Genomic DNA, 19,319 nt, shown 5'->3' with positions numbered 1-19,319 from the left:
CCGTGCCGTGGGACCGTTGCGATGCCGAATACCTCTGCCACGCCTGTTGGACACGCTTCCCCCTGCCAGGGTTGTACGCGCGAGGCACCGCTTTCGACGACGCGTCACATGCCCCCATGCGCACCAACCCTTCCCTTATGCACCGTTCTCACAGCCCTACGGAGGGGCGGCGACAGAGACGCTCCCCGCCCACTGCTCGGTTGCAGTGGGACGGGGAGCGCATGATCGAACAGATCATCGACCTAGTTCAAGTGACATGGGTCATCGTATTGGTCACAGAATCTTCACAGCGTGCCGGGTGGCGAACAGGGAACGTGCCGGATGGCGAACAGGGAGCCCGAGAGCACGGGCGCGCTGGATGCCGGACCACCGACGCCATACGGACGCTACGACGCGGCCAGTTCCGCCGCCACGACCTCCGCGATCTGCGCGGTGTTGAGCGCCGCGCCCTTGCGCAGGTTGTCGCCGCAGACGAACAGCTCCAGCGCGCACGGATCGTCAAGCGAGCGCCGTACCCGCCCGACCCACGTCGGGTCGGTGCCCACGACGTCGGCCGGGGTGGGGAACTCGCCGTCCGCCGGGTTGTCGCACAGGACCACGCCCGGCGCCGCCGCCAGGATCTCGTGCGCGGCCGCGACCGTGACCTCGTTCTCGAACCGCGCGTGGACGGCCAGCGAATGCGCCGTGATCACCGGCACCCGGACGCAGGTCGCGCTGACCCGCAGCTGCGGCAGCCCCAGGATCTTCCGCGACTCGTTGCGGACCTTGAGCTCCTCCGAGGACCAGCCGTCCTCCTTGAGCGAGCCCGCGAACGGTACGACGTTCAGTGCCATCGGCCCCGGGAACGGCCCGGTGTCGCCGACCGCCCGCCGTACGTCGCCGGGCTGCGTGCCCAGTTCCGTACCGGCCACCTTCGCGAGCTGCTCGCGCAGGGTGTCGATGCCTTCCTTGCCCGCGCCGGAGACCGCCTGGTACGAGGAGACGATCAGCTCGGTCAGCCCGAACTCGGCGTGCAGGGCGCCCACCGCGACGATCATCGACAGGGTCGTGCAGTTGGGGTTGGCGATGATGCCGCGCGGGCGCACGCGGGCCGCGTGCGCGTTCACCTCCGGCACCACCAGGGGTACGTCCGGATCCATCCGGAAGGCCCCGGAGTTGTCGACCACGACCGCGCCCTTGGCCGCCGCGATCGGCGCCCACTGCGCCGAGACCTCGTCGGGAACGTCGAACATCGCGATGTCGACGCCGTCGAACGCCTCCTCGCTCAGCGCGACGACCTCGACCTGTTCGCCCCGTACCGTCAGCTTCCGACCCGCCGAGCGGGCCGAGGCGATCAGCCGGATCTCACCCCAGATGTCCGCATGCTCCGACAGGATGCCGAGCATGACGGTGCCGACCGCACCGGTCGCGCCGACGACAGCGAGCGTCGGCCTGTCGGCGCGGTCGGCAGCGGCGTTCATCGTCCGGTCCCTCCGTAGACGACCGCCTCGTCGCTGTCGCTGTCCAGCCCGAAGGCGGTGTGCACGGCGCACACGGCGTCGTTGACGTCGTCGGCGCGGGTGACCACCGAGATGCGGATCTCGGAGGTCGAGATCAGCTCGATGTTCACCCCGGCGTTCGCCAGCGCCTCGAAGAAGGCCGCGGTCACGCCCGGGTTGGTCTTCATGCCCGCACCGACCAGCGAGATCTTCGCGATCTGGTCGTCGTAGCGCAGCGAGTCGAAGCCGATGTCCGGCTGCGTCTTGGTCAGCGCCTCCATCGCCCGGTGGCCGTCGGTCTTCGGCAGGGTGAAGGAGATGTCGGTGAGCCCGGTCGAGGCGGCCGAGACGTTCTGCACCACCATGTCGATGTTGATCTCCGCGTCGGAGATCGCCCGGAAGATGGCCGCGGCCTCGCCCGGCTTGTCCGGCACACCGACGACCGTGATCTTCGCCTCGGAGGTGTCGTGGGCGACACCGGAGATGATGGCCTGCTCCACCTTCTGATCCCCTTGCGGCTCGTTGCTGACCCAGGTGCCCCGCAGTCCGGAGAAGGACGAACGGACGTGGATCGGGATGTTGTAACGACGTGCGTACTCGACGCAGCGGTGCAGCAGCACCTTGGAACCGGAGCTGGCCAGCTCCAGCATGTCCTCGGACGAGATCCAGTCGATCTTGCGGGCCTTCTTCACGACCCGCGGGTCGGCGGTGAACACGCCGTCCACATCGGTGTAGATCTCGCAGACCTCCGCCTCCAGGGCGGCGGCGAGGGCGACGGCGGTGGTGTCGGAGCCACCGCGGCCCAGGGTGGTGATGTCCTTCTTGTCCTGGGACACACCCTGGAAACCGGCGACGATCGCGATGTTGCCCTCGTCGAGGGCGGTCCGGATCCGGCCCGGCGTGACATCGATGATCCGCGCTTTGTTGTGGACCGAGTCGGTGATGACTCCCGCCTGGCTGCCGGTGAACGACTGCGCCTCGTGACCGAGGTTCTTGATCGCCATCGCCAGCAGCGCCATGGAGATCCGCTCTCCGGCGGTCAGCAGCATGTCGAACTCGCGCCCGGCAGGGATCGGCGATACCTGCTCGGCGAGATCGATCAGCTCGTCCGTCGTGTCGCCCATCGCGGAAACCACGACGACCACCTGGTGGCCGTTCTGCTTGGCTTCGACGATCCGCTTGGCGACGCGCTTGATGCCTTCGGCATCAGCAACGGATGAACCTCCGTACTTCTGCACGACAAGGCCCACGTGCGCTCCTCGCAACTGTTAGTAAAACGGTCGACTCAGTCTATCGAGCAGGCGTCATTCGCCGTCCGCATATCACATAGCGAGATGGTTGGCTCACCCCATGATCAGCGTGATCAGCGGGACGAATCCGGTACATCGCCCCACCCGCTCAGCCAGCACCCTGCCCGCTTCGCGGCGCAGCACACGGGAACGTAAGCCAGGTCACAGCGAGCGGACTCGGGCGCCGACCGGACGCGACGCCGCTCCTCCTCGGCGGAAGATCGCTGTTCCCTGGCGGAAGACCGCTATTTCTTGGCGGAACGCAGCCCCAGCGGCCCGGCGATCTCGGCCACCATGACCCTTCCGGCCTCCTCCGCCAGCGCCTCGTCGCCGCCGTCCGCCCCCGTGTCCGTGTCCAGGCCGTCCAGCTCGTCGAGCGGGGTGTTGAGACGGACGTGGGCGACGAGGGACTGCAGCGCGCGCAGGGCCGCCGAGGCGGTCGGGCCCCAGTTCGACAGGTACGAGAACTGCCACCACCACAGCGCCTCGCTGATCCGGCCGTCGCGGTAGTGCGCCATGCCGTGCCGCAGGTCGGTGATGATGTCGGCGAGATCGTCGGAGATCCGGCAGGCGACGGGCGCGCTGCGCGGTACGTACGGGTCGAAGACCTCCGAGTAGACGTCGACCGGGTCCAGCAGGGCGGCGAAGCGCTCACGCAGCTCGTCGACGTCCGGCTCGGGGCCGATGTCCGGCTCGTACCGCTCGTCCGGAACGATGTCCTCGTGCGCGCCCAGCCGGCCGCCCGCCAGCAGCAGCTGCGAGACCTCCAGCAGCAGGAAGGGGACGGCGCTGTCCGGCTCGTCGCCCTTCGCCACCTCCGTGACGGCGACGAGGAAGCTCTCGATCTGGTCGGAGATCTGGACCGCGAAGTCGTCCGGGTTCTGGTGGCTGTCGTGCAGCGTTGCGTCAGACATCGAGAAGTCTTCTCCCTTCGAAGGCCCGCCCCAAGGTGACCTCGTCGGCGTACTCCAGGTCGCCCCCGACCGGCAGGCCGCTGGCCAGGCGCGTGACCTTAAGACCCATGGGTTTGACCATGCGCGCCAGGTAGGTGGCGGTGGCCTCCCCTTCCAGATTGGGGTCCGTGGCCAGGATCAGCTCGGTGACCGTGCCGTCGGCGAGCCGGCCGAGCAGCTCGCGGATCCGCAGGTCGTCCGGGCCGACACCCTCGATCGGGCTGATCGCCCCGCCGAGGACGTGGTAGCGGCCGCGGAACTCGCGCGTCCGCTCGATCGCGACGACGTCCTTCGGCTCCTCGACCACGCAGATGACGGCCGGGTCGCGGCGCGGGTCCAGACAGACCCGGCACTGCTCGGACTCGGCGACGTTCCCGCACACCGAGCAGAACCGCACCTTCGCCTTGACCTCGGTCAGCGCGTGCGCGAGGCGGCGGACGTCGGCGGGCTCGGCCTGCAGGATGTGGAAGGCGATCCGCTGCGCGCTCTTGGGACCGACGCCGGGCAGCCTGCCCAGTTCGTCGATGAGGTCCTGGACCACGCCTTCGTACACGGAACGCTCTCTCCTTCTTCGGTTCTCTCGTGCGTCTGTGGGTGCGCGATCAGAACGGCAGGCCCGGCATGCCGCCCAGTCCCTGCGCGAGCGGGCCGAGCTTCTGCTGCTGCAGCGCCTGCGCGGACTGGTTGGCGTCCCGGACCGCCGCGAGGATCAGGTCGGCGAGGGTCTCCGTGTCCTCAGGGTCCACGGCCTTGGGGTCGATGACCAGACCCTGCAGCTCACCGGCTCCGGTCACCGTCGCCTTCACCAGACCGCCGCCGGACGAGCCTTCGACCGGCGTCCGGGCCAGCTCCTCCTGGGCCGCGGCAAGGTCCTGCTGCATCTTCTGTGCCTGCTGAAGCAGCTGCTGCATGTTGGGCTGACCACCACCGGGGATCACGGAGCGCTCCTGGCTGTCGACGGGATTCGGTTCTTGATAGCCCGAGCCTACGTGCTCCCCGGGCACCGCGCGCTACCCCGGGGGAAGGACTACGCGGCACGGGTGCGGGAGGCCGCGGCGGCACCCGGTACGCGGGCGGGGGCGTGCCCGGTACGGGCGCCGCACGGGCTCGGCAGGGGGCGGACCGGAAAGGGGGTCGGGCCTATTCGTTGGTGATCTCTTCGATCACCGTCGCGCCGAGCTCGCGCACGATCAGGTCGTGGCCGCTCAGCGCGGTCTCGTCGAGGTCCGGATCGTCCTCCTCCGGAATGTCGTCCTCCGGGGCGACGGGGACGGGGTCCGGCTCCCGGTACGGCTGCGAGGCCCCCGGAGCCGGCGGCCCGGCCGGGGCGGAGGACGGGGACGCCGAGCCGGCGGACGCGGGAGCGGGCTGACGCGCGGGGGCGGACGCGCCGCCGGGACCACCGGCCCCAGCGGGACCGCCGAGGCCGCCACCGGAGCCCGGACCACCGCCGCCCGGACCACCGGAACCGGGTGCGCCACCGGAGCCGGACGCGCCGTGGCCGGGGCCGCCGAAGCCGCCGCCCGCGTCCGCGCCGTGGCCCGTACCGTGACCGGACACGCCGTACCCGGAACCCGAGCCCGAAGCGGAACCGGCCCCCGCCCCGCCGAAGCCGCCGGAGCCCCCGAAACCACCCGTACCGGCCGAGGCGCCGTAACCGCCGGCACTCCCGAAGCCACCCGCAGCGCCGGCGCCACCGGAGCCGCCGCCCGGCTGACCGGCGCCGCCCGAGGGATCGACGACGGACTCGATCCGCCACTGGATGTTGAACTGCTCGCTCAGCGCCTGCCGCAGCACCTCTTCGCTGCCGCCGTTGGCGAAGCTGTCGCGCGCGCCCGCGTTGGAGAACCCGAGCTGGAGGGTGGTGCCGTCGAACCCGGCGACCGAGGCGTTCTGGCTCAGCAGGATCCAGGTGAAGCGGCGCCGGTTCTTGACGGCCTCCAGGATGTCCGGCCACATGTTCCGCACCTGCGCCGCGCCCTGTGCGGCGGCGTGCGAGGGCTGAGCAGGCACCGCCTGGGCTGCGGCCCCGTACCCGGAGCCTCCGCCCGGACCGTGCTGACCGGCGCCTTGGCCGGGCGCCCCAGCAGCACTGGAACCGGCCCCCGCGGCGGCACCGGAACCCGTGGCAGCACCGGAACCCGTGGCAGCACCGGAACCCGGCGCGGCCGCGGACGGCCAGCCGCCGGGGCGACGACCAGCCGCCGTGTCCTGCCCGTCACCGGAAGCACCGCCGCCCGGACCGCCGGGGACGGCGCGCCCGCGCCTCCGCCCTGCCCGGGCGCGGCCGCGGCGGGCCAGGCGCCGGGCCGCTGCCCCGCGTCACCGCCGGGCGCGGACTGTCCGGGATGTACGGGCTGCGCGGGCTCCGCGGACTGCTGTGCCGGCTGTCGTACGGGGGACGAGGCGGCGGCGGGCCAGGACCCGGGCGCCGTGTCGGACGCGCCGGGCGCGGGCGCGGCGGCAGGCGCCCCACCCGCACCGGCGACGTCCCCATGGCCAGGCCCACCAGGACCAGGCCCCTCCGGACCAGCCACCCCAGGGCCACCAGCACCCGCACCGGGACCACCCGGCGCGGCAGCCATCGCCGCGCGCGCGGCGGCCGGTCCGGAGGGGCCGGTGACCGGAACGTGCGCGTCGAGCCCCGGGACGTACCCGATGGCGGGCGCGCCCGCACCCGCGCCGACGCCCGGTCCGCCTGCGGGACCACCGGCCATCCCGGCCGCCCCGGCGACCCCGGCCATCGACGCACCCCGCTCGAGGCGCTCCAGCCGGGCCTGCACCGATCGTTCGTCGTCGAACGCCGCGGGCAGCAGCACCCGCGCGCAGATCAGTTCCAGTTGCAGGCGCGGCGAGGTGGCACCGCGCATCTCGGTCAGCCCCTGGTTGACGAGGTCGGCCGCGCGGCTCAGCTCGGCGCCCCCGAAGACCCCGGCCTGGGCCTGCATGCGCTCGATCACATCCGCCGGGGCGTCGATCAGCCCCTTCTCCGCCGCGTCCGGCACGGCCGCCAGGATCACCAGGTCACGGAGCCGTTCCAGCAGATCCGCGACGAACCGCCGCGGGTCGTTCCCCCCCTCGATGACCCGGTCCACGACCTCGAAGGCGGCCGCGCCGTCACCCGCCGCGAAGGCGTCCACGACGGCGTCGAGCAGCGACCCGTCCGTATAACCGAGCAGCGAGGTGGCCATGGCATACGTCACGCCGTCCGCCGCGGCGCCCGCGAGCAGCTGGTCCATGACGGACATCGAGTCACGCACGGACCCGGCCCCGGCCCGCACTACCAGGGGCAGCACGCCGTCCTCGATCGGGATGGCCTCCTGCCCGCAGACCTCGCCCAGGTAGTCGCGCAGCGTCCCGGGCGGCACGAGCCGGAACGGATAGTGATGCGTACGCGACCGAATGGTGCCGATGACCTTCTCCGGCTCGGTGGTCGCGAAGATGAACTTGAGGTGCTCCGGCGGCTCCTCGACCACCTTCAGCAGGGCGTTGAAGCCCGCCGAGGTGACCATGTGCGCCTCGTCGATGATGTAGATCTTGTACCGGCTGGAGGCGGGCCCGAAGAACGCCTTCTCGCGCAGCTCTCGGGCGTCGTCCACACCGCCGTGCGAGGCCGCGTCGATCTCGATCACATCGATCGAGCCCGGCCCGTTCCGCGCGAGGTCGCGACAGGACTGGCACTCGCCGCACGGCGTCGGCGTGGGCCCCTGCTCGCAGTTCAGGCAGCGGGCGAGGATCCGCGCGCTGGTCGTCTTGCCGCAGCCGCGCGGCCCACTGAAGAGATAGGCGTGGTTGACGCGGTTGTTCCGCAGCGCCTGCTGCAGCGGGGTGGTGACATGCTCCTGCCCGATGACCTCGGCGAAGGTCTCGGGGCGGTAGCGGCGGTAGAGCGCGAGAGACGACACGCCTACGACGATATCGGGACCCACTGACACGTGACTCCTGTCACAGAAACCGCACGGCCCCCACCAGCCCCCACCAACGCAAGGGCCCCCACGCACCCGCCAGAGCCCACTTACCCTTGCTGCCTTCCGGCCCTGGGGGAGTTCGGTGAGATAGCGCCACGTGAGGGGCTGCCCCCCACCCTAGCGGATCGAACGGAGTGCTGGAGCACCCCCACCCACCCCCGGGAAGCGGGTTCGCGAGCACTGCTTCGCGTCTTGTATTGTTTGCGGCGGAGGATTCGCCTAGTGGCCTAGGGCGCACGCTTGGAAAGCGTGTTGGGGGCAACCCCTCACGAGTTCGAATCTCGTATCCTCCGCCAGTGCCTCACCGGGCACGATGTCGAAAGGGCCCCACCGCTTGCGGTGGGGCCCTTTCGCGTTCCTCCGTCTCAGCCTGCGGCCTGCCCGTCCGCTGCCGCCGTGACGGGTTCTTCCGGTGGCGATGGCAGGCCGCGGAGTCGGCTCACGGGGGACAGGACGAGCGCGATCAGCACGGCGGCGGATCCGATCGCCGCCACGGTCAACGCGTCCTGGGCGCCGATCCGGCCGGACAGCAGACCCGCGGACAGGCCGCCGAGTGCGCCGCCGCCGAACAGCAGGGTGCGGAAGACCGCCGTCATCCGGCCCATCATCGACTGCGGGGTGCTGGCCTGGCGCAGGCTGACGATGATGACGCCTGCGACGCCGAGTCCGAGGTAGGTGGTGAAGAAGGAGAGGACGAACATCCCCACCATCACCGGCCGGGGGCCGGTGGCCAGGACGATCAGCATCGGGCCGATGAGAAGGGCCGACTGGGCGATGAGGTAGACGAGCCCGAGCCGGAAGCGGCGGATGACCTTCCGGGAGATCGCCGCGCCGATCAGTCCGCCCACGGAGGCGGTCGCGAAGATGCCGCCGAGGGCCGTCGAGCCGAGGTGCAGGTCATGTGTCCCGTACAGCAGGAACATGGTCCACACGGTGACCATGGAAAAGTTGCAGCAGAACCCGATGAGCGCCAGCGATCGCAGGACCGGGTTCTTCAGCACCCAGCGCAGGCCGTCCCGGAGTTCGGTCGGCACGTGCCGTCGTGCGGCCGGGGGGTCGGGACGGGGCTCGGGGGTGCGGATGAGCAGGAGCGAGACCAGGGACACCAGATAGGAGAACGCGTCGACGATCAGCGCCACGGGCGCGGTCAGGGCGCCGACCAGGACACCGGCGAGCCCGGGTCCCGCCACGTCGGCGGCCGATGAGCTCATCCCCATCTTGGCGCCGGCTTCGACATAGTGCCTGGGATCGCGCACCAGGGTGGGCACGTAGGACATCCAGCTCACGTCGAACAGCACCGAGGCGACACCGACGGCGCAGGCGATCACCAGCAGCGAGACCAGGCTGAGCGCGTCCGTCCAGTACAGGACGGGCACGAGGGCCAGCAGGATCATCCGCACGAGGTTGGCGCCGAGCATGATCCGCCGCCGCCGGGCCCGGTCCACCCACACCCCGAAGATCAGGGCGAGCCCGAGATAGGGGACGAGTTGCAGGAACCGCAGGACACCGACCTGCTCATCGGTGGCGTTGAAGGCGATGATCGCGGTCAGCGGCAGGGCGAGGTTGGTGACCTGGGTGCCGAGGAGCGACAGCGTCTCGCCGAGCCAGAATCTGAGGAAGTCGCCATTGCGCCAGAGGCTGTCCGGGCTTTCCGGGTACGGCTCCGTGGCGCGCGTCTGCGTTGCTGTCATCGCTGTCCCTGGCGGACGAGGTCGGCGACCGCGTCGGCGACGTGGTCCACCTCCTCCTCGGTGTTGTAGTAGTGCGGCGACAGGCGCAGACACCAGTCGACGTCCTTGTCTCCGAAGTCGAACTGAGCGAACTCGCGGAAGCTGAGCGCCGAGTTGATGCTGCGGGCGTCCATGGCCTCCTTGAACGGCTGCGGCTGCCAGCCCTCCACGCCGAAGGTGACGAGCGCGGCGAGCCGCGGGCCGCGGTCGAGCACGCGGACCCCCGGAATGGGTTCGAGCCGGTCGCGCAGCCGCGCCGCGAGCGCCGGTGTGCGCTGCTCGATGGCCTCGATGCCGACCTTGCGGGCGTAGCGCGTCGCGGCGGCGCTGCCGAGCACCGTGGCGTACGGGAACTCCCACTCCTCGAACCGGGCCGCCGTCCCGGCGGGCTCGTAGTTGCCCGGCTCGGTCCAGCGGGCGCCGTGCATGTCGATGAACAGCGGTTCGTAGCCCGCGCGCAGGACGCGATCGGAGACGTACAGGAATCCGGAGCCGCGCGGGCCGCGGAGGAATTTTCGGCAGGTGGCGGTGAGGAGGTCGCAGCCGATCTCTTCCACGTCGATGACGAACTGGCCCACCGACTGGCAGGCGTCGACCAGGTAGAGCAGGTCCAGCTCGCGGCAGTGGCGGCCGATTTCGGCGACCGGCGAGACCAGTCCCGAGTTGGTGGGGACATGGGTGGCGGACACCAGGCGGGGGCGGTGGGTCCGCATCAGCGCGGCCATCGCCTCCACATCGACCCCGCCGTCGGGCGTGTTGGGTGCGTGGACGATCCGTACGCCGAATCGCTTGCGCAGGGACAGGAAGGCGATCTGGTTGGAGATGAAGTCGTCGCGGGTGGTGAGGATGACGTCGTCGGCCTCGAACGGGATCGAGGACAGGGCGTTGGCATAGGCGTGGGTGGCGCTGCCCGCGAAGGCGATGTTGTCAGGCGTGGTGTTGATGAGGGCGGCGATCTCCGTGTAGAACTCGCGGACTTCGGCGGCTCGGGCGGCCGACGCCTCGTAACCCCCCATCCGCGCCTCAAGGTTCAGATGGCCGACCATCACGTCCACCACAGGCGCGGCCAGCAGTCCGCAGCCCGCGTTGTTGAAGTGGATGACGTTCCGGCAGCCCGGGGTGTCGGCCCGCAGAGCGGCGATGTCCAGCTGAAGTGCTTCCCGACCAGATCCAGTAGCGCTATTGTTATCTGACATGAACGACGGTAGCACTTCTGGTGAGTTGGCCGACAGTCTCCGTACGCTGCTCTCCCGGCTGTCGCCCGGCGACCGGCTGCCGAGCAGCCGAGAGCTGATCAAGGAGTACCGGGTGGGCCCTGCGACCGTGGCGCGGGCCATCGCCGCGCTGGCCGCCGAGGGCGCGGTGGTGACCCGTCCGGGCAGTGGGACGTACGTGGCGCAACGCGCCCGGCTCCGTGGCGGAGCCACCGACACCGACTGGCAGACGGTCGCCCTCACCGACCGCGCTGTCGACACCCACTTGATCGCCGACCCACTCGGACCGCCACCGGCCGGGACGATCACCATGGACGGCGGCTATATGCACCGCTCGCTCCAGCCCACCCGGGCCCTGAGCGCGGCACTGGCGCGGGCGGCACGCCGTCCGGACGCCTGGGACCGCGCCCCGGCCGGCGGCCTGATGGCGCTGCGCACCGTGTTCGCCCAGATCGTCGGCGGCAGCGTGGCCCCGGAGGACGTACTGGTCACCGCCGGCGGGCAGAGCGCCCTGTCGATCGCGTTCCGGGCCATCGCCGGGCCCGGCAGCCCGGTCCTGGTGGAGTCCCCCAGCTACCCCCGGGCCCTGGCCGCGGCCCGCGCCGCGGGGCTGCGACCGGTGCCGGTACCGCTCGACGCCGACGGCGTGCGGCCCGACCTGCTGGCCGACGCGTTCGCGATGACCGGCGCACGGCTGCTGTACTGCCAGCCGACTTTCCAGAATCCGACCAGCACCGTGCTGGCGCCCGAACGGCGCGGGCAGATCCTCGATGTGGCGCGCGCTTCGGGCGCGTTCGTGATCGAGGACGATTTCGCGCGGCACCTGGGACACGGCGGCGCGGTGCCGCGGCCGCTGGTGGCGGACGACCGCGACGGCACGGTCATCCACGTGACCTCACTCACCAAGCCCGCGGCACCGAGCCTGCGGATCGGGGCGCTGGTGGCCCGCGGACCGGTGATGGAACGCATGCGGGCGGTGCGCCTGGTCGACGACTTCTTCGTCACCCGCCCGCTCCAGGAGGCCGCCCTGGAAGTGCTCAGTTCCCCGGCCTGGGACCGGCACGTCCGGTCTCTCGGCACGGCGCTCCGGGAGCGGTGCGCGGTGCTGGCCGCCGCGGTCACCCAGGAGATCCCCGGCGCGACCTTGGCCACGCTGCCTACCGGCGGACTGCACCTGTGGCTTCGCCTGCCGCCCGGCGTGGACGACACCGTACTCACGAGCGCCGCCCGGCAACGCGGCGTCGCCGTGAGCGCCGGCAGCCGCTACTTCGCCACCGAGCCGCCGGCGGCTCACCTGCGTATCGGGTTCGCCGCCACCGCCGACCACGCCGAGCTGACCGAGGGTGCACGTCGGCTGGGAGCCGCGCTTGCGGACCTTGGCCCGCAGCAGGGGTGAAGCGCGAGACCACCATCGGCCGGTGTGGGCCGAGTCGCAGTGGAACTGCGCTGGCGTGAACGGCCGAACCGGTCGGCTGTCACTGCCCTCACCGGGCACGATGTCGAGGGGCCCCACCGTTCGCGGTGGGGCCCTTCGACGTGTGTGGCCGCGTGGTTCACGCGGAGTGCGTGGTCCCGTGGTCGCGTGGTTCACCGGACTTGGATGGCCTTTCCTGGCCGGCGGCCTCGAGCAGCAGCTTCGCGGCCTCCGTCGCACCGTCGGTGCGGAAGGTGCCGGACACGGCGGTCGCTCGCGCGCGGGTCTCGGGGGTCAGGGCCGTCTTGAGCGCGGCTGACAGGGACTCGAAGGTCGGAGTCGGACCGTCGTGCGCCGCGCCGATCCCCAGGTCGGCCACCCGGCCGGCGAAATACGGCTGGTCGCCTCCCTGGGGTACCACCACCTGAGGCGCGCCCGCCCAGGTGGCCGTCGTCGTCGTGCCCGCGCCGCCGTGGTGCACGACGGCGGCCGCCCGGCGGAACGGTGCCGTCCCGGTCCCACAGCACTCGGTTGTCGGTCACATCCGACGGGAGCGGCCGCCCCGGCCGCGGCATCGGCGGGTGATGCGGCGACGGCAGGCTGACCGGCTGGTAACTCGCGTACACGTAACGGATGCCCAGCTTCTCGGCCACCGAATTCACGCCGGCCACGGCCGGCACGAGGAGCACGTCACACCCCTCGGCCGCCACGCTGACCTCGTCATGGAAGGCGGCGACCAACTCGGCCGCACGCCGGGGCACGCCACCCCGGCGACGGCGGCGTCTTCCCGGTCACCAATGCGCGCACCGACGGGCCGGTCGGCACCATCTCCACGCCGACCACGGCCAGTCGCTTCGCGAACTCCTAGGTCGGTGATGCGGCGGCGAGCACCGCCGGGAGGTTTGGCCTACAGGTCGAGCTGGTACTCGTGGGCCGTGTGCGTCGGCAGGTAGCCGAGCTCGTCGTTGACGCGCCGCATGTGCGGGTTGTTGTCGGCGGTGTCGGTCAGCAGGCCGCCGAGGCGGGGGTGGCGTTCGCGGGCCTGGACGATCGAGGCGGCCTTCATCCAGCGGGCGAGGCCGCGGCCGCGGTGCTCGGGCAGCACCGCCGTGCCGTAGTGCTGGGCGTCGCCGCTCCCGTCGCCGGGGACGACCAGTTCGGTGAAGCCGGCGATGGCGCCGTCCGACCGGTCGACGGCCGCCACGGTGTGGAGGATGTCGCCGCGCGCGGAGATGGCGGTCGCCGCCGCCCGTACCCGATCGAGGTCCCAGACCACCGTGCCGTAGTCGACGGCGCCCATCGGCATGTCGTCCATGGCTCGGCGCGACGCCACGTACGTGTCGGCGAGTTCGTCGGGCACCGTCCCCTCCCACGCTGTCAGCCGGTAGCCGGGGTGCGGCTTCTCGGCGAGGGCGGTGAGTGCGGCGAGGTCCGCGCCGGTCAGCGGCAGCCGGGCGTACGTGAGGGTCAGTGCGGCGCGGAAGCCACCGGCGGTGAGGAAGGCGGCGCCGGGGGATCCGGCCTCGGCCTGGGCGATGACGGTGCTCCGGCCGTCCTGGCGGGCGGCGGCGACGGCCGCGTCGAGTAGCAGGGTGCCCGCCCGTGCGCGCCGTTCGGCGGGGTGGACCTGAATGTCCAGTTCGGCGAGGTGGCGCTGACCCGCCCTGGTGAACAGGCGCAGGAAGGCGTACCCGGCGGGACTGCCGTCGGGGCCGGAGGCCAGCCAGGCCAGGCGGCGGCCGACGGAGGTCTCCTCGGGGTCGGTCAGGGCGGTGATGCGCAGGGACAAGCTGTCTCCGTCGGGGAAGGGACTGCGTGGGGTCGGGGCAGTTCTCCGGTGGGTTGGGTCGGTGCTGCGCCGGAGCTGTTACCGGGCCCAGGGCAGGACGCGGGTGCCTTCGGTGCCGGGCACGGAGGCCACACCGTCCGCACGCATGACGACGTGGGCCTCGGCCGCCTGCGGGGCGTGGACCTGGCGGAGCACGTCCGGCGGGAGTACGAAGGTCTGCCCGGCCGAGATCTTCTCGGTGCGGCCGGCGCAGGTGACGTCGAGGACACCGGCGGTCACCGTCCAGACCTGTTCGCGGCTGATGACGTGCTCGGGGCCGGTCTGGCCCGCCTCCATCGCGACGGTCCAGGTGCTGAGTTCCGCGCTGCCCCGGCTGGGGGCGGCCAGACCGGTCATGCGGGCGTTCGGGGACTCGGTGACGTTCTCGGCGGTGGGGGTGATCACGAGCATGGCGGGCTCCTCACGCTGCGCGGGCTCCTCACTCTGCGCGGGCTCGTCCGCCGCAGGCTCGTCCCGCGCCGCCCATTCGACGAACTGGACGACGACGCCGTTCGGGTCGGTCAGCTGGAACAGCCGCTCGCCCCAGGGCTCTTCGCGCAGCGGCATGGTGATCGGGGCACCGGCCTCGCGCAGGCGCCGCTCCTCGGCCTCGATACCGGTGACGGTGAGCGCGAAGATCAGGCCCGTGGCCCGCTGGTCGCGCTGCTCGGGCGGGAGCACCTCACTGCCGTGGCGGAGCAGCACGATGTCGGCGGCGGCATCACCGCGGGTCAGGGACGCGAAGCCGTCGGCGGCCATGGCGACCTGGTAGCCGAGGTGGGCGCAGAAGAACTCACGCGAGGCGTCTACGTCGGCGACGGTGAGCGACAGGGTGGAGGCGGTGACGTTCAGGGCAACTCCTGGCAGGTACGGGCGTGGCAGGTTCGGGCGGTGAATCGCGTGCTGGGGTCCTGGGCGGGTGCGGCTCTAGTCGGACGCCTTGGCGTAGGTGAGGACGACGTTGCCGCCCTCGAACACGCGGCTGTCGGTGAGCTTGAAGGTGCGCGGCGAGAAGTCGGCTCGGAAGAGCGGGATGCCGGTGCCGGCCACGATCGGGTACTGCTTGACGATCAGCTCGTCGATCTCGGGCAGGAGTTGACCGGCCAGATCGGCGCCGCCGCAGAGCCAGATCCCGAGCCCTTCCTCCTGCTTGAGCTTGCGCACCAGGGTGAGCGGGTCCTCGTCGGTGACCTCGACGGCCGGGTCCGGGCCGGTGGTGAGCGAGCGGGAGAGGACGATCTGCCGCAGGTGGGCGTACGGGCTGGTGAGGCCGGCAGCCAGCCCCGGGGCATAGGTGTTGCGGCCCATGAGCACGGTGTCGAATCGGGTGTTGGGGGCGTCCGGGATGCCGAGGGCGGCGCGGCCCGGGGTCGGGAGGGTTTCCGCGTACTCGGCGATCAGGTGCGGGAGGTAGTCCTCGGTGACGTGCGGCATGAAGAAGTCGAAGTCGCCGTCGGGGGCGGCGATGTAGCCGTCGATGGTGGTGCCGATGAAGTAGGTGAGCTTGCGCATCCCAGTCCGTTCGTTAGGGCGAACTTTGCAACGGACGTAACTTTATGCCGAGACCCATCGAACGTCAAGCATAATTTTGCGACGGAGGTAAGATTGCTCCATGACTACCGACATGGGGCTCCGTGAGTCCAAGAAGCAGGAGACCAGGCAGCTGATCTCCGACTGCGCCACCAGGCTCTTCATCGAGCAGGGCTTCGAACAGACCACCATCGCCGAGATCGCCGCCGCGGCCCGCGTGTCCAAGAAGACGGTGACCAACTACTTCCCCCGCAAGGAAGACCTGGCCCTCGACCACCACGAGGCGTTCACCGAGGGCCTGGCCCGGACCGTCGCCGAGCGCGGGCCCGGCGAAGAGCCGCTCACCGCCCTGGGACGGACGTTCCGCGCCGCCCTGCTGGAACACAGCCCCGTCGTCGGCTTCACCGGCCCCGCGTTCGCCCGCATGGTCGCCGACAGCCCCACCCTCACCGCACGGCTGCGCGAACTGCACGACCTGCGGGAGGAGGCACTCGCCGCGGCGCTGACCGCCGCCGCCCCGGACCCCGACCCGGCCATCGCGCCCCGGGCCGGCGCCGCCCTGATCGCCGCGGCGGACCGGCTGCTGTTCCGGCGCATCCAGGAACTCACCCTGGCCGGCCGCACCAACGACCAGATCGAGGCCACGCTCATCCCGGAGGCCGACCACCTCCGCACCCTCCTCGCCGCCGCCCTCGGGAACGCCCCCACCGCCCTGACGTCGTGACCTCGCCGCATGCCCGAGATCGCCGTATCCTCCGCACCCGCCCGTCAGGGCAGACGAAGGGCCCGACCGCTGAGCGGTCGGACCCTTCGTCGTTCCGTGGTTGCGGAGGGAGCCCGATCAATCAGGGAAGGGCTCCGACCAGTCAGTCGGAGCCCCACTCGAAGCGGCTACCAGTCGTCGGTGTCGCCGTACTTTCCCGGGTTCCGGGCACGGTCCACAGCCTGTGCGCACGCCTCGGCGAAGGCGGCCTCGACGGCCGCCTTGTCCGTACCTCGCACCTGGGCCTCGACCTCCTGGCCCAGACCGGTGCGCCGGGCGGTGCGCCAAGCCGAGACGCGGTCGGTGTAGCGGTCGGTCTCGAACTCCCAGGCCGGCACCGACCACTGCTCGGGGACGCCAGTCTCCGAGCGTTCCCCGCCCGGGAGGAACAACCCTCGGGCGTGGAAGACCACGGCCCGCTCCGGCACGCGGTCACGGATCGCGCTCGCGCCGCCGGGGCCCTGGTGTTCCCAGCGCCAGCGGTCCCACTCCTCGGCCTCCCCCCACGTCCCCACCCACAGCCACGTACACCGCAGCGCAGCCGCCGGCCCCCACAAGCCGACAAGAACGAGCCACCCTGACGGATCTCCCACCCAATCGTGTGACTCGGCCGTACGGGGAGCGGCTTGGCGCCAGAGTCCTGGCTGCTGGGCGGCAGCCAGGTGGCAGTGGGTGCCCCGAAAGGGCGCCAGAGGTAGGGCCCAAGATTGGGGCCCACCCCTGGGGTGTCCGGCGACGGCCCAGGAGTTTGTCGTGCCTCTCCCGCGGAGAGCAACCGCAGGTCTGTCAGACCCGAAGCGAAGGAATCGCCCCCCGTTGGACGCCCCGTCCTGGTTGATCGCCGAGCCCCGGGTCACCGCCAGGATCCGGCGGCCGTTGCGCCGCGCGTCCGACAGCCGCGCGAGGACCAGCACGCCCGCGCCCTCGCCCCAGCCGGTTCCGTCGGCCGTTTCGGAGAACGACTTGCACCGCGCGTCGGCCGCCACCCCGCCGGCCGGCGCCAACGTGCACTCCCCCGAACGCAGGGACCGCACGGCCTGGTGGACGGCGACCAGCGACGCCGAGCACGCGGTGTCGGTCGACACCGCCGGGCCCTCCAGACCCAGCACGTACGCCACCCGGCCCGAGGCCACCCTGGTGTACGTCCCCGCGATCCCGAAGCCCTCCAGCTCACCGGCCGCCCCGAGGCCCCTCCGCGGGCCGTGGTCGACCGCTTAGATCCCGGTGGACACGCCCCGCCTTGTGACTCCTCGCGATTCCCACAGGACGCCCCGCCACAGCCTTCATCTCCCAACCAGCGTGCTTGCCTGGGCGACAGCGATCGCTGGACCGGGCAGCCGGGCGGCAATCACGGTCATTCCACTTCGGTGAGCCTGCTCATGGACTCCGCGGTTTCCCGCTGCCTGCCGGACTCCGCCTGGGCAAAGTGGCGTCGGTCGGCGCCGACCGACCGGCGTTCAGTTCGCCGCCATGGCCTCTCGCAGGCTCTTCGGGCGCAGGTCGGTCCAGTTCTGCTCGACGTACTCCAGGCACTCGGCCCTGGCCGCCTCGCCGAAGACCACTCGCCATCCTGCGGGCACCTCGGCGAACGCCGGCCACAGGGAGTGCTGCTCCTCGTCGTTGACCACGACGTAGAAGCGGCCGTTCTCGTCATCGAAGGGGTTCGTGCTCAACTGCGCACCGTCCTTAACCATCACGGGGTGACTGGATTGGAAATGGATGGGGAATTGATTGAAAATCGGAGGGCTGGGTTCGAGAACACCACCGGGTGCGGGTTCGCCGATCGGCGTCGTCCTGTCGGCAGGACACCCAGCATCACGCAGCGACCCCGGAAAGCCAATCGGCTGCGTCCTGTCGGCAGGACACCCGGTATCCGCAGCGGCTCCGGAGTGCATGACTCGCCACGGTAGGACCCGACCGTCGACGTCACAAGGTCCGAAGGATCCCGACCGGCCGGGCCTGTACCCAGCTGGCATTCCCTGTACCCCACTGGGTTCCTGTGCCACCATGACCGATCACTGACGCCTGGCTCGGCCTGCTCGAATTCGGGTTCAGTCAATCTCCCTCCGTCGAGGCGATCGAGAGCACGCGCTGCAGGGGCTGGAGGACTTCGTCGTCGTGTACATAGGCGACGGCGCCACCAGCGAGGGCGACATGTCGGAGGCGATGAACCTCGCCGCCGTCGAGTCGGCGTCCGTGCTGTTCGTCTGCCAGAACAACGGCTGGGCCATCTCGAAGCCGGCCGAGGAGCAGATGCGCACCTCGCTGGCCGAGCGCGCCCGGGGTTTCGGGATCGAGTCCGTCCGGGTCGCGGGTCAGGACCCGGAGACCGTCTTCTCGGCCTGCTCCCGGGCCGCCGCCCATGTCCGCGGGGAGCCGGCGCCCTATCTCGTCGAGATCCAGGTGGGGCGCATCCACGGGCACTCGACCTCCGACGCCCAGGAGGTGTACCGCAGCCGCGACGACATCGCGCGGACCAAGGCCGCGGACCCGGTGACCGCCTACGCGGACCGGATGAGGGACCTGGGCCTGGTGGACGCCGCGTGGTTCGACGCCGTCGACGCGGAAGTGCGGGAGCTGCGCGAGCGGTTGATGAAGGAGTACGCGTAATGAGCACCGTGCAGTCCGCCCGACTGGCGGAGTCGATCAACGCGACCCTCGCCGACCTGCTCGAACAGGATCCGAGAGTGCTGCTACTCGGCGAGGACATCGGGCGCCTGGGCGGCGTGTTCCGGGTGACCCGGGGTCTTAGGGAGCGCTTCGGCGCGGACCGGGTGCGCGACTCGCTCCTGGCCGAGTCCACCATCGTCGGCCAGGCCGTCGGCATGACGATGAGCGGGCTGGTGCCCGTCTGCGAGATCCAGTTCGACGGGTTCACCTATCCCGCCGTGAATCAGCTGGTGACCCAGGCGGCCCGGATCGGCGACCGGTGGAACGGGCAGGTCAGCCCGAGCCTGGTGGTGCGGATCCCGACCGTCGGCGGAGTCCGGGGCGTCGAGCACCACAGCGAGTCCAACGAGGCGCTCTTCGCGCGCGTCCCGGGGATCTCGGTGGCGTGCCCCTCCACGGGCGAGGACGCCGACCAGATCCTGTGAAGAGAATCGGCCCCGGTGTCCGCGCGGACACCGGGGCCGACCCGTCGGACATGCCGT

General features: G+C 71.3%; 17 protein-coding genes, 1 tRNA gene, 1 other RNA gene and 3 pseudogenes. 5 read left to right on the top strand and 17 right to left on the bottom strand.

Annotation, left to right across the window (positions count from 1 at the left end):
- Positions 1 to 386: 386 nt before the first annotated feature.
- From Q3Y56_RS19035 to ffs, 8 genes and pseudogenes are all read right to left on the bottom strand, one after another.
- A complete protein-coding gene (locus tag Q3Y56_RS19035) occupies positions 387 to 1,460 on the bottom strand; it encodes an aspartate-semialdehyde dehydrogenase (RefSeq protein ID WP_304463096.1) in 1,074 nt (357 codons plus the stop codon).
- Positions 1,457 to 2,728, bottom strand: coding sequence for an aspartate kinase (locus Q3Y56_RS19030; protein WP_304463095.1), 1,272 nt, complete (start codon positions 2,726 to 2,728; stop codon positions 1,457 to 1,459). The genes Q3Y56_RS19035 and Q3Y56_RS19030 overlap by 4 nt, the downstream gene beginning before the upstream one ends.
- Before the next feature lie 284 nt (positions 2,729 to 3,012).
- Positions 3,013 to 3,681 carry a DUF5063 domain-containing protein gene (locus Q3Y56_RS19025; protein WP_304463094.1) on the bottom strand — a complete coding sequence of 223 codons (669 nt, stop codon included), beginning with the start codon at positions 3,679 to 3,681 and terminating at the stop codon, positions 3,013 to 3,015.
- Positions 3,674 to 4,273, bottom strand: coding sequence for a recombination mediator RecR (gene recR, locus Q3Y56_RS19020; protein ID WP_304463093.1), 600 nt, complete (start codon positions 4,271 to 4,273; stop codon positions 3,674 to 3,676). Before recR ends, Q3Y56_RS19025 begins: the two co-directional genes overlap by 8 nt.
- A gap of 49 nt (positions 4,274 to 4,322) precedes the next feature.
- Positions 4,323 to 4,658 (bottom strand): YbaB/EbfC family nucleoid-associated protein, encoded by a 336-nt coding sequence (locus Q3Y56_RS19015; RefSeq protein ID WP_304463092.1) that lies wholly within the window; start codon positions 4,656 to 4,658, stop codon positions 4,323 to 4,325.
- 202 nt (positions 4,659 to 4,860) lie between these two features.
- A pseudogene (locus Q3Y56_RS19010) lies at positions 4,861 to 5,679 on the bottom strand (hypothetical protein); the annotation flags it as partial.
- Positions 5,619 to 7,625, bottom strand: a complete 2,007-nt coding sequence (locus tag Q3Y56_RS19005; RefSeq protein WP_304463091.1) for a DNA polymerase III subunit gamma and tau — start codon at positions 7,623 to 7,625, stop codon at positions 5,619 to 5,621. The gene Q3Y56_RS19005 and the pseudogene Q3Y56_RS19010, both read right to left, overlap by 61 nt.
- Positions 7,626 to 7,704: 79 nt before the next feature.
- An RNA gene (gene ffs, locus Q3Y56_RS19000) (signal recognition particle sRNA small type) lies at positions 7,705 to 7,795 on the bottom strand.
- Positions 7,796 to 7,896: 101 nt separating this feature from the next.
- On the opposite strand from ffs, the gene Q3Y56_RS18995 reads away from it, so the two are divergent.
- Positions 7,897 to 7,984 (top strand) — tRNA-Ser (locus Q3Y56_RS18995).
- A 69-nt stretch (positions 7,985 to 8,053) separates the two neighbouring features.
- On the opposite strand, the gene Q3Y56_RS18990 is transcribed toward Q3Y56_RS18995, so the two are convergent.
- Both Q3Y56_RS18990 and Q3Y56_RS18985 read right to left on the bottom strand, forming a co-directional pair.
- Positions 8,054 to 9,379 (bottom strand): MFS transporter, encoded by a 1,326-nt coding sequence (locus tag Q3Y56_RS18990; protein ID WP_304463090.1) that lies wholly within the window; start codon positions 9,377 to 9,379, stop codon positions 8,054 to 8,056.
- Positions 9,376 to 10,614 carry an aminotransferase class V-fold PLP-dependent enzyme gene (locus Q3Y56_RS18985; RefSeq protein ID WP_304463089.1) on the bottom strand — a complete coding sequence of 413 codons (1,239 nt, stop codon included), beginning with the start codon at positions 10,612 to 10,614 and terminating at the stop codon, positions 9,376 to 9,378. Before Q3Y56_RS18985 ends, Q3Y56_RS18990 begins: the two co-directional genes overlap by 4 nt.
- On the opposite strand from Q3Y56_RS18985, the gene Q3Y56_RS18980 reads away from it, so the two are divergent.
- On the top strand, positions 10,613 to 12,028 hold the full coding sequence (locus Q3Y56_RS18980) for a PLP-dependent aminotransferase family protein (protein ID WP_304463088.1): 1,416 nt from the start codon (positions 10,613 to 10,615) through the stop codon (positions 12,026 to 12,028). The two genes, Q3Y56_RS18985 and Q3Y56_RS18980, sit on opposite strands and share 2 nt — an antisense overlap.
- Positions 12,029 to 12,185: 157 nt before the next feature.
- Here the strand turns inward: Q3Y56_RS18980 and Q3Y56_RS18975 are convergent.
- The 4 genes and pseudogenes from Q3Y56_RS18975 to Q3Y56_RS18960 form a co-directional block, all read right to left on the bottom strand.
- Positions 12,186 to 12,895: pseudogene (locus tag Q3Y56_RS18975) on the bottom strand (glycosyltransferase).
- A gap of 58 nt (positions 12,896 to 12,953) precedes the next feature.
- The gene (locus Q3Y56_RS18970; RefSeq protein WP_304463087.1) at positions 12,954 to 13,835 is read right to left on the bottom strand and encodes a GNAT family N-acetyltransferase; all 882 of its coding nucleotides are present in this window, start codon (positions 13,833 to 13,835) and stop codon (positions 12,954 to 12,956) included.
- 78 nt (positions 13,836 to 13,913) lie between these two features.
- Positions 13,914 to 14,705 carry a VOC family protein gene (locus Q3Y56_RS18965; protein ID WP_304465681.1) on the bottom strand — a complete coding sequence of 264 codons (792 nt, stop codon included), beginning with the start codon at positions 14,703 to 14,705 and terminating at the stop codon, positions 13,914 to 13,916.
- Positions 14,706 to 14,801: 96 nt separating this feature from the next.
- Positions 14,802 to 15,386: a dihydrofolate reductase family protein gene (locus Q3Y56_RS18960; protein WP_304463086.1), complete on the bottom strand. Its 585-nt coding sequence runs from the start codon at positions 15,384 to 15,386 to the stop codon at positions 14,802 to 14,804.
- 112 nt (positions 15,387 to 15,498) lie between these two features.
- On the opposite strand from Q3Y56_RS18960, the gene Q3Y56_RS18955 reads away from it, so the two are divergent.
- A complete protein-coding gene (locus tag Q3Y56_RS18955; protein WP_304465680.1) occupies positions 15,499 to 16,128 on the top strand; it encodes a TetR/AcrR family transcriptional regulator in 630 nt (209 codons plus the stop codon).
- A gap of 167 nt (positions 16,129 to 16,295) precedes the next feature.
- Here the strand turns inward: Q3Y56_RS18955 and Q3Y56_RS18950 are convergent, their stop codons facing one another.
- The 3 genes and pseudogenes from Q3Y56_RS18950 to Q3Y56_RS18940 form a co-directional block, all read right to left on the bottom strand.
- Positions 16,296 to 16,682, bottom strand: coding sequence for a hypothetical protein (locus Q3Y56_RS18950; RefSeq protein ID WP_304465912.1), 387 nt, complete (start codon positions 16,680 to 16,682; stop codon positions 16,296 to 16,298).
- A gap of 429 nt (positions 16,683 to 17,111) precedes the next feature.
- Positions 17,112 to 17,276, bottom strand: a pseudogene (locus Q3Y56_RS18945) (beta-ketoacyl synthase N-terminal-like domain-containing protein); the annotation flags it as partial.
- A 348-nt stretch (positions 17,277 to 17,624) separates the two neighbouring features.
- Positions 17,625 to 17,840: an MbtH family protein gene (locus Q3Y56_RS18940; protein ID WP_304463085.1), complete on the bottom strand. Its 216-nt coding sequence runs from the start codon at positions 17,838 to 17,840 to the stop codon at positions 17,625 to 17,627.
- A 352-nt stretch (positions 17,841 to 18,192) separates the two neighbouring features.
- Here Q3Y56_RS18940 and Q3Y56_RS18935 point away from each other — a divergent pair, with 352 nt between their 5' ends.
- A complete protein-coding gene (locus Q3Y56_RS18935; RefSeq protein WP_369696860.1) occupies positions 18,193 to 18,777 on the top strand; it encodes a thiamine pyrophosphate-dependent enzyme in 585 nt (194 codons plus the stop codon).
- Positions 18,777 to 19,262 carry a hypothetical protein gene (locus Q3Y56_RS18930; protein WP_304463084.1) on the top strand — a complete coding sequence of 162 codons (486 nt, stop codon included), beginning with the start codon at positions 18,777 to 18,779 and terminating at the stop codon, positions 19,260 to 19,262. Before Q3Y56_RS18935 ends, Q3Y56_RS18930 begins: the two co-directional genes overlap by 1 nt.
- The last annotated feature ends 57 nt before the right edge of the window (positions 19,263 to 19,319 follow it).

The organism is Streptomyces sp. XD-27 (assembly GCF_030553055.1).
Classification (GTDB): domain Bacteria; phylum Actinomycetota; class Actinomycetes; order Streptomycetales; family Streptomycetaceae; genus Streptomyces.
The sequence above is the reverse complement of the archived record's forward strand: the minus strand, read 5'-3'. Positions and strand labels throughout refer to the sequence as shown.